Raw genomic sequence first — 15,680 nt, 5'->3', positions numbered from 1 at the left:
GTGTTTCTTTGTATTCTACCGCAGGGAGGCTTTCTTGGGATGAACTTACTTTTCTGCGTTGCGGCTTTCTTCTTCTCATGAGCTTAATGGCAATTTCCTCGAGTGGGTTTTCGTAAGCGATTGCCCTGTCAAAAAGTGCGCCGAGGCCGAAGCTTCGTCGTTTTTTCTGCTATAATAGATTGGTTCTGGTTCCATAAATCTGCCCGCGCGGCGTTGGAAGGAGGCCCGGCATGTTCATTCCCATCGAAGGCGAGGACTGCATTTTCCTCGAGAACGTCGTCGCGCTGGTCCACGACGAAGGGCGCACCACGGTTTATTACGGCGACGGGCACACCGGCGTGACGGGATTCCGTCCGGTGACGCTGAGGCGGCGCTATCGGGAATTGATGAGGGGAGCGCGGCATGTGGAGCTTCCCCGTTCACAGGAGGTCAATGGTTCATGAGCACTCAGTACACAGCCGAAGACATACAGATTCTGGAAGGTCTCGACCCCGTCCGCAAGCGGCCGGGCATGTACATCGGCGACACGACGACGAGAGGCCTTCACCACTGCGTGTACGAGGTGGTCGACAACGCGGTCGACGAAGCGCTGGCCGGCTTCTGCTCGGAGATCGCGGTGACGCTGCACGCCGACCAGAGCGTCAGCGTGTCCGACAACGGCCGCGGCATCCCCGTGGATCCGCATCCTTCCAACGGGCGTCCCGCCCTCGAGGTGGTGCTGACGGTGCTGCACGCGGGCGGCAAGTTCGACAACCACAATTACAAGATTTCCGGCGGGCTGCACGGCGTCGGCGTCTCGGTCGTGAACGCGCTTTCCGAATGGCTGGAGGTAACGGTCTACCGCGACGGCAGGGAATGGCACGAACGTTTCGAGCGCGGCACGCCCGTTTCCGGCCTGACCGGCGGCACCCCGACGGCGAAGCGCGGCACGACGGTGACGTTCAAGCCCGACGCGGAGATTTTCGACGAGGTGACCTTTTCGGCCGAAACGCTGGGCAACCGCTTCCGCGAAATGGCCTTCCTGATCCCCGGGCTCAAGTTCGTCTTCGTCGACGAGGCCGAAGGCAAGACCTGGACGTATCATTACGAAGGCGGCGTCTCGGAGTTCGTCGCCTACATCAATCAGGGCAAGCAGACGCTGACGCCCAAACCGATCGTCATCCGCGGCGAAAAGGACGGCGTGGCGGTGGAAGTCGGCTTTCAGTACACCGACGAGTACATCGAGCGGCTTTACTCGTTCGCCAACCTGATCAATACGATCGAGGGCGGAACTCACGTGGCCGGCCTGCGCAGCGCCATCACGCGCGGCATCAACGAGGGGGCCCGCCGCGCCGGCGTGCTCAAGGAAAAGGACGAAAACCTCTCCGGCGACGACCTGCGCGAGGGGCTGACCTGCGTGCTTTCCGTCAAGCTGGGCAATCCCCAGTTCGAAGGGCAGACCAAGACCAAGCTGGGCAACGGCAACGTCAAGGGCATCGTCGATTCGATTCTCTACGACGGCATCCTGCAGGAGCTCGAAGAGGATCCGTCGGTGATCAAGCCGATCATCGAAAAAGCCATCAAGGCCCGCCAGGCCCGCGAAGCCGCCAAGAAGGCCCGCGAGCTCGTGCGCAAATCGGCGATGAGCGGCCTTTCGCTGCCGGGCAAGCTGGCCGACTGTTCCAGCCGCACCGCCGAGAACTGCGAGGTCTACATCGTCGAGGGAGACTCGGCCGGCGGCAGCGCCAAGCAGGGGCGCGACCGCAAGTTCCAGGCCATCCTGCCCCTGCGCGGCAAGATCCTCAACGTCGAGAAGGCGCGCATGGACAAGATGCTCGGCAGCAAGGAGATCCGCGTCATCATCCAGGCGCTCGGCTGCGGCATCGGCGAGGACTTCGACATCGGCAAGCTGCGCTACAACAAGATCATCATCATGACCGACGCCGACGTCGACGGCGCCCACATCAGCACGCTGCTGCTGACGTTCTTCTTCCGCCACATGCGCGAGCTGATCGAAAAAGGCCATATCTATCTGGCCGTGCCGCCGCTCTATCGCGTGCAGGTCGGCAAGAAAGTCGACTACCTCTACAGCGACAAGGAGCTGCGCAAAGTCATGGACGGACTTGCGGCCGACGGCAAAAAAGCCGCCGTGCAGCGCTACAAGGGCCTGGGCGAGATGAATCCCGGCCAGCTCTGGGAGACGACGATGGACCCCGCCACGCGCCTGCTCAAGCAGATCGAGCTGGACGACCTGGCCGGCGCCGACCAGTACTTCGACATCCTCATGGGCGACCGCGTCGAGCCGCGCCGCCAGTTCATCGAAGAGCACGCCCATGAAGTGCACAATCTGGACGTGTGATTCCCGCGACAACAAAAAAGCTTCAACCGAACGTTCGCGTTCGGTTGAAGCTTTTTTCATTTCCCCGATTCGGTTCACGCTTTCTTTTTCGCGAAGCAGCCCCACATCAGCGCGCCGAACAGCACGCCGCCGACGATGTTGCCCAGCGTCACGGGCAGGAGATTGCCGGCGAGGAAATTTTTCCACGTCAGTCCGCTCAGGTCAAGGCCGGCCTCCGCCGCCTTCTGCGCGTACAGCGGCACGTTCTTTGCGAACAGAGCGGCGGGGACGTAGAACATGTTCGCCACGCTGTGTTCGAAACCGCACATGACGAAAAACGCTATGGGAAAGTACGCGCCCGCGGCGCGCCCGCACAGGTCTTTGCCGGAAAGGGCCAACAGCACGGCCGCACAGACAAGGATATTGCACAGCGCTCCCAGCAGCACGGCCGGGACAAAATCCAGCGCGCACTTCGCGGTCGCGAGTTTCATCGTGAACAGCGCCAGTCCGCCGTCGGAGTAATGCAGCTGTCCTGCATAAACGCCCGCGGCGGCGGTCAGCGCCGCGCCGACGAAGTTCCCGACGTAGGCGCAGCCCCAGTTGCGCACCATGCTGCCGACGGTCGCCGTGCCGTCAAGCACGGCGATGGAGATCAGGCAGTTGCCTGTGAACAACTCCGCGCCCAGCAGGACCACCATGATCAGGCCAAAAGGGAAGACCAGTCCCGACAACAGGCGAACCGATGCGGCTGCGCCGGCGCCGTGCGAAATTACGTTTGCCGCCGCAGCCGCTATGGCGATGCAGAACCCCGCCAGCATGCCCAGCAGCAAGATCTTCCAGACAGGCAGACGAGTTTTCGCAGCTCCCGCCGCGGCGTAATTGGCGACGACTTCCGCCGGGGAAAACAGGTTCATCGTTCCACCTCAGGCGTCGCCGTGCGGTCTTTGAAGATATGTGTCACGTCATACACACTCCGTTTCTTTTCCGAAATAATCGCCGTCGCTTCAAAATCTTCCGCGGCGGCGTCGTGCCCCGGCGCGTCCTGAAGGGGCGATCGCACTGCGGCAAGCCCTTCAGAACGCGCGGTGAAAATCCGGACGCGGCTTTCGCGAACGTCTCTATTTTTCAGTTTCCCACCGCACCGTCGGCAGACGATCGTTTAACTCTCGACGAAACCGACGACTTCGCCGATGTAAATCGTGTGGGGAGCTTCTTCGGCGTAATAAGCTTTGGCCGCGTCGGCGGGGATGTTCGCCAGTTCCATGTCGTGGCGGTAGATTTTTTTGCAGATCAGCGTCAGTTCGGCCTGGGCGAAGGTGACGCCGTGTACGACCGCCCGCGGCGTCAGGCGGGTCAGCGCGATTTTATCGCCGTCGCGCCCCGATTTGGAGCCGAGGATCGTCAGGTCGCGGCGGTATTCTTGGGGATAGAAGCCGACGGTGAAATATTCGTTTGCGTCCATGAAGCCGTGCGTGCAGCGCACGGGCTTGACGAAGACCGTGACGACGTTCTTGTTCCACAGCGTGCCCAGCTGCCCCCAGCCGATGGTCATGGCGTTGTAATCGCCGATCGATCCGGCCGCCAGCAACGCCCAGTCCTTGTTGAAAAGTTCGAAAACGTTCACGTTCAGTTCATCGATGTTTTTCACGATCGTGACCTCCCATAAATGACGCCGGGCACAGTCGCTCCGGCGCGGAATCCGCTTTTTCGAGCGCGGCGCGGCAGATCGATTGAATCGTGTTTTTGCAACGACTCATGCCATGTTCGGTGAAAAATGTTCCACGTGGAACATTTTCGAAGGCGTCCGTTTCGCCGGCGCGCTACGCCTCGCGGTCGACGAGGCGGCGGATCAGGGCCATGTCGAGATGCTCGCGCAGGGTCTGAGCCAGCGTGTCGTACTGCCGCTCCTTGTACGCCTTCCAGTCGAACGGACGCGCGTCGAGCGTCACCCCCTTACGACGGGCCAGCGCGCCGAGTACGGCGCGGCGGCAGGCTTCGCTGTCGAAAAAGCCGTGCAGGTAACAGCCGTACACGCTGTCGCGCTGGCAGCCGTCGGGCGCGCCGTTTTCAAGCCGGAGCAGCGGCTCCGCGCCGTCGTCGCGGCAGGTCGTGCCGCAGTGGATTTCGTAGCCTTCGAATTCGGCACCGCTCAGCGCGGCGAAAACGCCTTTTACGGAGCCCGCGCGGGCTGTCGTGCGCGTGCGGCGCTTTTCGGGCCGAAAGCGCGTGACGACCGGCAGCAATCCCATGCCGGCGATCGAACCGCCGCCTTCCACGCCCTCTTCGTCGACGATCTCGCGCCCCAGCATCTGGTAGCCGCCGCAGATGCCGATCACGGGCGCGCCGGACGCGGCCAGCTTCTTCACGGCGGCTTCCAGGCCGGAGGCGCGCAGCCATTTCATGTCGCCGATGGTGTTCTTCGTGCCGGGGAGAATGACGAGGTCGGGGGCGCCGAGGGCGCGAACGTTTTCCACGTAGCGCACGCCCACGCCGTCGGCTGCGTCAAGCGCCGAAAAGTCGGAAAAGTTGGAGAGGCGCGGCAGGCGGATCACGGCCACGTCGAGCGGAGATGCGGCGCGGCGCTGGCCGAGCCGGTCGCTGAGGCTGTCTTCGTCGTCGATGTCGAGCGGCGTCCAGGGCACCACGCCCGCCACGGGACGGCCCGTCAGTTCTTCCAGCTGCTTCAGACCGGGCAGAAGCAGCTTCAGGTCGCCGCGGAACTTGTTGACGATCGTCGCCTTGACGAGCGCGCGCTCTTCCGGTTCCAGCAGCGCCAGCGTGCCCACGAGCTGGGCGAAGACGCCGCCGCGGTCGATGTCGCCGGCCAGCAGCACGGGGATGCCGAGGCGCTTCGCCAGCCCCATGTTGACGAAGTCGTCGGCTTTCAGGTTGATCTCCGCGGGGCTGCCGGCCCCCTCCACGACGATCAGGTCGTACTCGGCGTCCAGCTTTCGGTACGCGTCGAGCACGCAGGGCCAGAGCGCGTGCTTCATGGCGTAATACCCTTCGGCCGTGTAGTTGCCGTAGACTTCGCCGTTGACGATCACCTGCGAGCCCTTGTCGCTGGTGGGTTTGAGCAGCACCGGGTTCATCGCGTAACTGGGTTCGAGGCCGCAGGCCTCGGCCTGCACGGCCTGGGCGCGGCCGATCTCCAGTCCCTCGCGGGTGATGAACGAGTTAAGCGCCATGTTCTGCGACTTGAACGGCGCCACGCGCAGCCCGTCCTGCCGGAAGACGCGGCACAGCCCGGCGACGAGCAGACTCTTGCCCACGCCCGACATGGTCCCCTGAATCATAAGCGACTTGGCCATTTGCGAAAATCCTTTCCCCGCTCGAAACTCGCGCGCGACGGCGCGCCGCGCGGCTAGTCAAACTCCGGTTCCTGCTCCAGTTCCGTCGGCGTTTTGCAGCGCCGCGCCGAAAAACGGATCAGCCCGTCGTCGACCTCAAACAGGTGCAGCTTCCCCTTGACGGGAAAATATTCAACCGGCCGCGGATTTTTCAAAATCCAGCCCCAGATCCCCTCCGTCGGCTGGATGTCCGCCAGCGTTGCCACACAGACGGCCACGCCGGCAGGACACTGTTTCATGCCTTCGACCCCGAACTCCTCGACGATCCCCGGCTCGCGGTTCGTCGAAGCGCAGATCAGCAGATCGCCCCGGTAATCTGTCTTCCACGTGCGATATTCCACCTCCTTTTCCCCGCTCTCGATAAACCACGCGTACGGCTGGCGAACGGACAGAGCTTTCATGGCGAGACTCCTTTCGTTTCCCATTTTTGCCGCCGTTGCGATTATCCCGATTTTACGCTTGCGGCGGTCGATTTTGCGTCTATAATAATACATAACCAATAAACGCGCATTCATTACGGATATTAAAATTATAGCAGACGGGAGCGTTCGCGCATGGCGATTATTATCGATAACGTCAACTCAACTTTGAAGAACGATTTGGAACGCACGATCAAAAAACATGAAAAAATTTCCATCGCCGCCGGATGCTTTTCCATGTACGCGTGGCAAGAACTGAAAAAACGGCTGGACGAAATCAGCGAGCTGCGCTTTATTTTCACCGAGCCGACGTTTATCGCCGAAAAAACGCCCGCCGCCCTGCGCGAATTTTACATTCCCCGCCGCGACCGCGAGCGCAGCCTGTACGGCTCCGAGTTCGAGATCAAGCTGCGCAACGAACTGACGCAAAAAGCGATCGCCAAAGAGTGCGCCGATTGGATCAGGAGGAAAGCGACCTTCAAGTCCAACGCCACTCAAACGCGCATGCCCGGCTTTATGATCGCCGGCGAAACCGTTTACGCGCCGCTCAACGGCTTCACTACCGTCGATCTGGGCTGCGAGCGCGGCAATGACGCTTTCAATCTGATCGCCAAACTCGACTCGCCGGAAAACGCCCGGCCGTACCGCCAAACCTTCGACGCCTTATGGAACGATCCCGCCAGGCTCCAGGACGTCACCGGCGTCGTCATCGACGCCATGTCCGCCGCCTACCGCGAAAACTCGCCCGAATTCATCTATTTTTACGCTCTCTACAATCTGTTCAGCGAATTTCTCGACGATATCTCCAACGTGGATAGCCTGCCCAACGAAGCTACCGGCTTCAAACAGAGTCAGATATGGAATCTGCTCTTCAACTTCCAGAAAGACGCCGCGCTCGGCGTCGTCAGCAAACTGGAAAAATACAACGGCTGCATCCTCGCCGACAGCGTCGGACTGGGCAAGACGTTTACCGCCCTGGCCGTGATCAAGTACTACGAAAACCGCAACAAAAACGTGCTCGTCCTCTGCCCCAAAAAACTTTCCGCCAACTGGGAGACTTACAAGAGCAACTACAAAAACAATCCCGTCGCCGCCGACCGCCTGCGCTACGACGTGTTGTACCACACCGACCTGTCGCGCGACCGCGGCCGCAGCAACGGCATCGATCTGGAACGCCTCAACTGGGGCAACTATGATCTGCTCGTCATTGACGAGAGCCACAACTTCCGCAACGGCGGCTCCACGACCGAAGAAAAAGAAAACCGCTACCTGCGCCTGATGAATCGCGTCATCCGCGCCGGCGTGCGCACCAAAGTGCTGATGCTCTCCGCCACCCCCGTCAACAACCGTTTCGCCGATCTGCGCAACCAGCTTGCCCTCGCCTACGAAGGCGATCCCGACCAGATCGACGCAAAACTCGATACGGGCAAACCGATCGACCAGATCTTCAACGCCGCGCAGAAAGCCTACAACGAATGGGGACAGCTCCCCGCCGAAGAGCGCAGCGTGCAAAGCCTGCTCAACCGCCTCGATTTCGACTTCTTCAAGCTGCTCGACAGCGTCACTATCGCCCGCTCGCGCAAGCATATCCAGAAATATTACGACACCGCCGCCATCGGCCGCTTTCCCGTCCGGCTCAAGCCCGTCAGCCGCCGCCCCGGCCTCACCGACCTGCCCGGCATCGCTTACGAAGAGATTTACAAGCGCCTCGAACTGCTCAACCTCGCCGTTTACATTCCCTCGAACTACATCCATCCCTCGCAGCGCGAAAAATACGCGCGACTGTATCAGGAAAAGAACGAAGGCCTCTCGCAGCTCGGGCGCGAAAAAGGAATTCGCCGCCTCATGGCCATCAACCTGCTGAAGCGCCTGGAAAGCTCCGTCAACTCCTTCCACATGACCCTCAGCAAAATCATGGACGCTATCGGCGAGCAGATCGTCGCCGTACAGCGCTTTCAGGAAAGCGGCGGAGGCTGCGGCACGCGCCGCCTTTTCGAAGCCTCGCCTGCCGGCGGACTCGACGCCGACGACGAAAACACCGACTACTTCACCGCCGGGCGCACCGCCCAGATCGACCTCGGCGATATGGATTACGTTTCCTGGAGCCGCGACATGGAAAGCGACCTCGTGATCCTGCGCGATCTGGCCGCAATGACCAAAAAAATCACGCCGGAACACGACCTCAAACTACAGGCGCTTTTCGCCCAGATCGACGAGAAAATGGCCCGTCCCATCAATCCCGGCAACCGCAAGATCCTTATCTTCACCGCGTTCGCCGATACCGCCGACTACCTTTACGATCAGGTCAGCGAGTACGTGCGCGGCGCATACGGGCTGTACGCCGCCGAGATCACCGGCAGCACCGAAGGCCGTTCCAACCTTCCCGGCCTTCGGGCCGACCTCAACCACGCGCTGTCCTGTTTCTCGCCGCGCTCCAAAGAACGCGATCTGCTCATGCCGGACAGCCCCGGCGACATCGACGTCCTTATCGCCACCGACTGTATCTCCGAAGGCCAAAATTTACAGGACTGCGATTACGTGATCAACTACGACATCCACTGGAACCCCGTGCGCATCATCCAACGCTTCGGACGCGTCGACCGCATCGGCAGCCGTAACGACCGAGTCCAGCTCGTCAACTTCTGGCCCGATCTGAACCTCGACGAGTACATCAACCTCAAGGCCCGCGTCGAAGCCCGCATGCGCCTGACCGTCATGTCGTCCACCGGCGATTCCGCCGACGATCCCGTCAACGACGAAAAACAGGATCTCGAATATCGCAGCCGCCAGCTCAAGCGCCTGCAGGAAGAAGTCGTCGACATCGAAGACATGCAGAGCGGCGTCTCCATCATGGACTTGGGACTGAACGAATTCCGCCTCGACCTGCTCGAATACATGAAAAGCAATTCCGGCATAGAGAACGCACCGCACGGCCTGCACGCCCTCGCCGCCGCGCGGGACGGACTGCCCGCCGGCGCCGTCTTCGTGCTGCGCAACGTCGACGAAAGCGTCAACGCAGGGCGCCGCAACCAGCTCCATCCGTTCTACATGGTCTATATCGGCGCCGACGGCCGGGTCGTCTGCGACTACCTCAACCCCAAACGCCTGCTCGACGCCATGCGCCTCCTCTGCAAAGACCGTTCCCAGCCCGACCGCAAGCTTTGCGCCCAGTTCAACGCCCAAACCGACGACGGCCGTAAAATGGATTCCATATCGAAGCTGCTCAACGACGCCATCCAGTCCGTCATCCAGACCAGGGAAGAGAGCGATATCGACAGCCTGTTCGCGGCGGGCGGAACGTCCGCGCTCGAATCCGAAATATCGGGACTCGACGACTTCGAGCTGGTATGCTTCCTTGTGGTCAGATAAGGAGGAAGACCTTTGTTTGGCTTGCCCAGGACAACTGCGGTCGATAAACGAATCCCCAAGCGGAAATTTTACGAGAAGATCCCGATTTCCCCCGCCCTGAAACGGGACTTTATCGAACAGATCAGGAACGTTTATTGGCGCAACAAAATCGCGGCGGCAACGGTCAACGTCGCCGCCGGCGCGACCGTGACGGAAGTGGAAGTGTTCGAGATCGAACTGAGCGGCGGCGCGCTGAACGAAGAACTCCTGCGGCAGATCGACCGCGAGATCCCCTACCACATCGTTTTCGCGCTCGAGTACGGGGAACGGCACCAACTCTGGATTTCCTACAAAGAGCCGGCGGCCGCCGGACGCGTCGCCTTTAAAGTCGAGAACTGTTATCACACGGACTGGCTGCGCGAAGACGACTTTTCCCTGAAAATCGAAGGTCTCGACCTCGACGCCGTCTACGAGAACTTTGTCCGCCAAATCGCCGGCAACGCCCTGCGCCGGGGACGCGACGCCGCCGAAAGCCTGAAACGTTCCGTGGAACGGGAAACGCGGCGACGCCGGCTCGAGAAACAGATCGACGCGCTCGAAAACAAAATCCGCCGGGAAAAGCAGCTCAACCGGCGGGTGGAGATGAATGCAAAGCTGAAACAATTAAAAAATAAAACGGAGGTATCGTAATTGAATCATGAAGAAGAAGTGCGAAAACTTTTGTCTTCTCTTACAGCTTCCGGCACATTAAAGAGCCGAGAGAGTACTACTGTTGAATTCAAAGAAGCATTCAACAAAGCAAATACTCCTAAGTACGCAAAGACTATGGCGGCTTTTTCTAATAATCGAGGAGGCTACATCATTTTCGGTGTCACAGATAGCCCTCGGACAATCAAAGGGTTGCAGAATAATAATTTCGAGAATCTCAATCAAGAGCAATTTACAGAAGCGATAAATTCTTTATTTGCTCCCGCAATTGAGTATGAATGTAACACATTGCAGTTGAAACCTATCGAAGGAGAAGAAACTGTAATGCAGAAAAAAATCGGATGGATTTATACCGAAAAATCGGAAGATAAACCAATCATTGCATTGAAAGCAAATAGCGGGGAAAAGATTTCCAGTGGAGATATTTATTATCGTTACCGCGCACGCAATGAAAAAATTAAATATGCAGAAATGCGACATATTATCGACGAACATACTACCAAAGAGCGTGAACGACTTCTAAAGCTTCTCGAGGCAATCAAAGCAAGCGGTACAACTAAGCTTGGCATTGTGAACTATTCGGACAGCAAATTTTCAACCCCATATGGAGTTGACATTGCCTTTGATCGAAAATTAGTTGCTAAAGTACTGAAAAAGGCAAAATTCATCAAGGAAGGTAGCTTTAACGAGACAGAAGGTATTCCTGTAATTAAAGTGACCGGAAATATTGACCTAGCGGAAGAAGTTCCGGTGCCAGAGGGAAATCCTGATGATACGCATCCTTATATACAAAAACAAATGGCTAAAAAACTTAAGATTGATAGACAAGATCTATATGCTTTAATCTGGTATTACAAGATGAAAGAGGCTAATAAATACCATCTTGAGATTACAACATCAGAGAGTAGCAAAACACATAAATTTTCCGAATTTGCACTTCAATTCTTACGAGAGAAACTGAAGGAATTAGATGAAAACCCAGAAGAATTCAATAGAATTCGTGAGTCCTTTTGTGAGTCCCGTAGAAATCGGAAGAGATAAGGAGGAACAATTATTTGGATAAAATGCGAATGGAATCCCCGGATCTGACGGCGGGGAACGTTGAGAAGATCGGGGCGATGTTTCCGAACTGCGTTACGGAGACGATCGACGCACACGGCACGCTGAAAAAGGCCGTCAACTTCAAGATTCTCAAGCAGATGCTCTCTGATGAAGTCATCGACGGCGACGAGGCGTATGAATTCACCTGGGTGGGCAAAAAGGCGGCGATCCTGGAGGCCAACCGGCCCATTCGCAAGACCCTGCGCCCCTGCCCCGCGGAGAGCAAGAACTGGGACACGACGGAGAACCTCTACATCGAGGGCGACAATCTGGAAGTGCTGAAGCTGCTGCAGGAAAGCTACCTCGGCAAAGTCAAGATGATCTACATCGACCCGCCGTACAATACCGGGAACGACTTCGTTTACGCCGACGATTTCGTGCGGTCTCAGGACGAAGAAAACCGCCAGATGGGCGTATTTGACGAAGAAGATAACCGGCTGTTCAGGAATACCGATACCAACGGCCGCTTTCATTCGGACTGGTGTTCGATGATCTATCCGCGCCTGAAGCTGGCGGCAAGCCTGCTCCGCGACGACGGCGTGATCTTTATCAGCATCGACGATCATGAAGTCGCGAATATGCGGAAAATATGCGAGGAGATCTTCGGCGCGCAAAACTTCGTCGCCCAGCTTGTCTGGGAACGCGCCTACTCTCCCAAAAACGACGCGCGTTTTATCTCGAACAGTCACGATTACGTGTTGATGTACGCGCGCAACATCAACGACTTCGTCGTCGGCCGCCTACCGCGGACGATCGAAGCCAATGCGCGCTATTCAAATCCCGACGACGACCCGCGCGGAATATGGATGTCTGATAATATGACAGTTAAAACTTATACGCCTGACTGCGACTATCCAATTACGACCCCTTCGGGGGTCGTGAGAGAGCCTCCAGCAGGTCGCTGCTGGAGTCTCTCCAAAAACGCGTTTTTGGAGAGACTCCGCGACAATCGAATCTGGTTCGGTCCTAACGGCAATGGCGTACCACGAATTAAACGTTTCTTGTCGGAGCTGAAATTTGACGGCATGGCGCCCACTTCGATCTTGTTCTACAAGGAGGTAGGGCACAGCCAAGAAGGCGCGCAGGAGGTAGGCAAACTGCTGGGCGGCGGTTATTTCAACGGCCCCAAGCCCGTCCGTTTGCTGAAACGTCTGCTCACCCTCGCCCATACGGAAAAGGATTCTCTCGTTCTCGACTTCTTCTCCGGCTCAGCCACTACCGCTCACGCGGTGATGCAGCTCAACGCCGAAGACGGCGGACAAAGAAAATTTATCATGGTTCAGCTTCCCGAAGCGTGCAACGAGAAAAGCGAAGCCTTTAAAGCCGGTTACAAGAATATCTGCGAAATCGGCAAAGAGCGCATCCGCCGCGCGGGCGAGAAAATCAGGAATGAAAAAGCGGAGGCGGGCAATTCTTCGTTGGACGTCGGTTTCCGCGTCTTCAAGCTGGACGATTCCAACATGAAAGGCGTCTATTACGCCGCGGACGAGATCGACCAGCGTCGGCTCGAGGACATGATCTCCAACATCAAGGACGGCCGCGGCGATCTCGACCTGCTGTTCGGCTGCCTGCTGGATTGGGGGCTGCCGCTCTCGATGCCGTACCGTTCGGAGCAGATCGGCGGCTGCACGGTGCACACCGTGGGCGACGGCGATCTGATCGCCTGTTTTGCCGACAGAATTCCCGAATCGGTCGTCAGGGAGATCGCCAAGCGCAAGCCGCTGCGCGCGGTGTTCCGCGATTCCTGCTTCGCCGACAGTCCGTCGAAGATCAACGCGTTCGAGATTTTCAAGTCGTACATGCCGGAGGATGCGGGCGACATCAGCAAGCGCGTCAGGGTGCTTTAAGGAGGGGCGAAATGAAAAAGAATGCGGAACTGGCCCCAAAAACTTCTGCCGTTCCTGCCGTGGGGCTGGACACCTTGTGCCAGAATGCGATTCAGCTTATTCAGTACGCTCGCCACACTGCGGCACGGCAGATCAACACGGTGCAGTTGATGACCTTTTACTCCATCGGCCGCTGGATTATCGAAGGGCAGCAGCATGGCGAACGGCGGGCAGAATATGGCAGGCAGATTATAAAAAATTTGTCCGACGTCTTGACGGAACGGTTCGGCAAGGGGTTCTCGGTTGATACGCTCGAGAACGCAAGGAAGTTTTATCTGAATTATCAGGATCGAATTTCCGATACGGTGTTTCGGAAATTCGCAGAGGAAAAATCCGATGCGGTGTTTCGGTTTTTGGAGGAAGAACCGCCTTTTAGATTGTCGTTCTCCCATTATCTGATCCTTTGCCGTATTCGCAACAATGACGAGAGACGCTTTTACGAGATAGAGGCGTACAAGGGAAACTGGAGCGTCAGAACGCTTCAGCGTCAGTATGGCAGTTCGCTGTACGAGAGGCTGCTGTTGGGGGCGGAGAGGAAAAATATTCTCGCCTTGGCTGAAAAAGGGCAGAGCGTCGAGAACGCGGACGACCTGAAAAAAGACCCTTACGTTCTTGAATTTCTCGGTTTGCAGGATAAGCCGGAGTACGCGGAGTCGGAACTGGAGTCAAGAATCATCGGCCATCTGCAGGAATTCCTGATGGAAATGGGAAAGGGATTTACATTTGTCGGCAGACAGGTGCGATTCAGTTTTGACGAGGATCATTTCAGGGTAGATTTGGTACTTTATAACAGGCTTCTGAAGTGTTTTGTGCTGATCGATTTAAAGGTCGGGAAGCTGAAGCACCAAGACATTGGACAGATGCAGATGTACGTAAATTATTACGACAGATACGAAAAAACGGACGATGAAAATCCTACCGTCGGCATCCTTCTCTGCAGCGACAAAAACGACAGTATGGTCGAAATGACGCTGCCAAAGGACGCAAATATCTACGCTTTTTCGCATTCGGCTTTGCGCGAAGGCTGGGACAATCCCAACGTCTTCCAGATCTGCACGTTGAAGCAGAGCGGCAGCGACGTGCGCAAGCGTCAGGAAGTCGGACGGGGTCTGCGCCTGTGCGTCGATCAGGATGGGGAGCGCATGGATACGAACGCGCTCGGCGACGACGTTCACAACGTCAACGTGCTGACGGTCATCGCCAGCGAAAGCTACGACCGTTTCGCCAAAGGGCTGCAGAACGAACTTGCCGAGGCGGTCGCCGACCGACCGCAGGCAGTCGCGCCCGAACTGTTCAAGGGGCGGGTTCTGAGGGACGCCGACGGCAACGAGCAGATCGTGGACGGCGAGACGGCTCAGGCAATTTATTTCGATATGATCAAGAACGGCTACGTCGACAAGAGAGGGGCGCTGACCGACACATATTATCGGGACAGGGCCAACGGAGAAGTGAAAGTCGCCGAAGAAGCGGCGGACTGCGCCGAATCGGTGATCGCCATCGTGGATTCCATCTACGACGCCAGGCGGATGCAGCCTGAAAACGCCCGCGACATAAACGTGGAGCTGCGCGTCGATCAGGAAAAACTGGCCATGCCGGAGTTCAAAGAACTTTGGAAGCGTATCAGCCCCAAATCCGCGTATGCCGTGGACTTCAATACGGACGAGCTGACGAAAAAATCGATCGACGCGCTGAACCGAAAATTGCGCGTGGCGAAAATATACTTCAAGGTCGAGAGCGGTTCTCTGACGGAAATCACGTCGAAAGAAGACTTGAAGAGCGGCGGCGCTTTTATCAGGGACGCTTCGGCCGTGTATGACGCTGGCAGGAGAATCGCCGTGAACGGCCGCGTGAAATACGATCTCGTCGGCAAGCTGGTGGAGGAAACCGGCCTGACCCGCAGAGCGATCGTAGAAATCCTTGCCGGCATCGAGAAAACCGTCTTCGATCAGTTCAGGGAAAACCCGGAGGAATTCATCATCAAGGCGGGGACTCTCATCAACGAAGAGAAGGCGACGGTCATCATTCAGCATATCGCGTACAACTTGTTGAACGACCGTTACGAAACCGACATCTTTACCGATCCGACCATCAAAGGCCGCTTGGGCGTCAACGCGATGAAGACTCGGAAGCATCTTTACGATCACATCGTCTACGACTCTTCCAACGAGCAAAAATTTGCCGAAGCGCTCGATACAAGCGGAGAAGTTGCAGTCTACGTTAAACTGCCGGACGGTTTTTACATTTCCACCCCGGTGGGGCGCTACAATCCCGACTGGGCGATCGCGTTCTATGAAGGCAACGTCAAGCACGTCTACTTCGTCGCGGAGACGAAGGGCTCCATGTCATCGATGCAGCTGAGACTGATCGAAGAATCAAAAATCCACTGCGCGCGGGAACATTTCAAGGCGATTAGCAGCGACAGCGTTATCTATGACGTCGTAGACAGCTATCAGTCTTTGCTGGATAAGGTCATGAGATGAGAAATACCGGCGGACGGCGAAAAGCTCCGCAAGCGCGGAAATTTCCATTGGGCAGAGCGCCCCGTTCCCAA

Annotated in this window: 11 protein-coding genes; 7 read left to right on the top strand and 4 right to left on the bottom strand. The window is 57.5% G+C overall.

Translation table 11 applies throughout. The features are described 5' to 3' along the window. Positions 1 to 230 precede the first annotated feature (230 nt). Together D7D26_RS07540 and gyrB are read left to right on the top strand one after the other, a co-directional pair. The gene (locus tag D7D26_RS07540) at positions 231 to 443 is read left to right on the top strand and encodes a hypothetical protein (protein ID WP_078015241.1); all 213 of its coding nucleotides are present in this window, start codon (positions 231 to 233) and stop codon (positions 441 to 443) included. Beyond that, positions 440 to 2,338 (top strand): DNA topoisomerase (ATP-hydrolyzing) subunit B, encoded by a 1,899-nt coding sequence (gene gyrB, locus D7D26_RS07535; RefSeq protein WP_120372633.1) that lies wholly within the window; start codon positions 440 to 442, stop codon positions 2,336 to 2,338. Before D7D26_RS07540 ends, gyrB begins: the two co-directional genes overlap by 4 nt. A 74-nt stretch (positions 2,339 to 2,412) precedes the next feature. Here the strand turns inward: gyrB and D7D26_RS07530 are convergent, their stop codons facing one another. The 4 genes from D7D26_RS07530 to D7D26_RS07515 form a co-directional block, all read right to left on the bottom strand. Next, positions 2,413 to 3,231, bottom strand: a complete 819-nt coding sequence (locus D7D26_RS07530; RefSeq protein ID WP_078015243.1) for a formate/nitrite transporter family protein — start codon at positions 3,229 to 3,231, stop codon at positions 2,413 to 2,415. Positions 3,232 to 3,476: 245 nt separating this feature from the next. Continuing rightward, positions 3,477 to 3,965 carry a flavin reductase gene (locus D7D26_RS07525; protein WP_233543495.1) on the bottom strand — a complete coding sequence of 163 codons (489 nt, stop codon included), beginning with the start codon at positions 3,963 to 3,965 and terminating at the stop codon, positions 3,477 to 3,479. A gap of 172 nt (positions 3,966 to 4,137) precedes the next feature. Beyond that, positions 4,138 to 5,628, bottom strand: coding sequence for a cobyric acid synthase (locus D7D26_RS07520; protein WP_120372632.1), 1,491 nt, complete (start codon positions 5,626 to 5,628; stop codon positions 4,138 to 4,140). Between the two features lie 53 nt (positions 5,629 to 5,681). Next, a complete protein-coding gene (locus D7D26_RS07515; RefSeq protein WP_158606306.1) occupies positions 5,682 to 6,068 on the bottom strand; it encodes an ASCH domain-containing protein in 387 nt (128 codons plus the stop codon). Positions 6,069 to 6,221: 153 nt separating this feature from the next. On the opposite strand from D7D26_RS07515, the gene D7D26_RS07510 reads away from it, so the two are divergent. Genes D7D26_RS07510 through D7D26_RS07490 form a run of 5 tightly spaced genes read left to right on the top strand, consistent with a single transcriptional unit; the run spans position 6,222 to position 15,609 of the window. Further along, positions 6,222 to 9,455, top strand: coding sequence for a helicase-related protein (locus D7D26_RS07510; RefSeq protein ID WP_078015247.1), 3,234 nt, complete (start codon positions 6,222 to 6,224; stop codon positions 9,453 to 9,455). 21 nt (positions 9,456 to 9,476) lie between these two features. After that, positions 9,477 to 10,124: a DUF4391 domain-containing protein gene (locus tag D7D26_RS07505; protein WP_205948242.1), complete on the top strand. Its 648-nt coding sequence runs from the start codon at positions 9,477 to 9,479 to the stop codon at positions 10,122 to 10,124. Further along, positions 10,125 to 11,183 carry an RNA-binding domain-containing protein gene (locus D7D26_RS07500; protein ID WP_078015249.1) on the top strand — a complete coding sequence of 353 codons (1,059 nt, stop codon included), beginning with the start codon at positions 10,125 to 10,127 and terminating at the stop codon, positions 11,181 to 11,183. A 23-nt stretch (positions 11,184 to 11,206) separates the two neighbouring features. Beyond that, positions 11,207 to 13,090 (top strand): site-specific DNA-methyltransferase, encoded by a 1,884-nt coding sequence (locus tag D7D26_RS07495; protein WP_233543496.1) that lies wholly within the window; start codon positions 11,207 to 11,209, stop codon positions 13,088 to 13,090. 11 nt (positions 13,091 to 13,101) lie between these two features. Continuing rightward, positions 13,102 to 15,609: a PDDEXK nuclease domain-containing protein gene (locus D7D26_RS07490; protein ID WP_120372630.1), complete on the top strand. Its 2,508-nt coding sequence runs from the start codon at positions 13,102 to 13,104 to the stop codon at positions 15,607 to 15,609. The last annotated feature ends 71 nt before the right edge of the window (positions 15,610 to 15,680 follow it).

It is taken from the genome of Pyramidobacter sp. CG50-2, assembly GCF_003612005.1.
Lineage (GTDB): Bacteria > Synergistota > Synergistia > Synergistales > Dethiosulfovibrionaceae > Pyramidobacter.
This window is presented reverse-complemented; position numbering and strand designations above follow the sequence as displayed.

Coding starts and splice junctions, on each gene's coding strand:
- D7D26_RS07515 (WP_158606306.1), bottom strand. CDS start 6,068: ATGAAAGCTCTGTCCGTTCGCCAGCCGTACGCGTGGTTTATCGAGAGC.
- D7D26_RS07520 (WP_120372632.1), bottom strand. CDS start 5,628: ATGGCCAAGTCGCTTATGATTCAGGGGACCATGTCGGGCGTGGGCAAG.
- D7D26_RS07530 (WP_078015243.1), bottom strand. CDS start 3,231: ATGAACCTGTTTTCCCCGGCGGAAGTCGTCGCCAATTACGCCGCGGCG.
- gyrB (WP_120372633.1), top strand. CDS start 440: ATGAGCACTCAGTACACAGCCGAAGACATACAGATTCTGGAAGGTCTC.
- D7D26_RS07510 (WP_078015247.1), top strand. CDS start 6,222: ATGGCGATTATTATCGATAACGTCAACTCAACTTTGAAGAACGATTTG.
- D7D26_RS07540 (WP_078015241.1), top strand. CDS start 231: ATGTTCATTCCCATCGAAGGCGAGGACTGCATTTTCCTCGAGAACGTC.
- D7D26_RS07490 (WP_120372630.1), top strand. CDS start 13,102: ATGAAAAAGAATGCGGAACTGGCCCCAAAAACTTCTGCCGTTCCTGCC.
- D7D26_RS07495 (WP_233543496.1), top strand. CDS start 11,207: ATGCGAATGGAATCCCCGGATCTGACGGCGGGGAACGTTGAGAAGATC.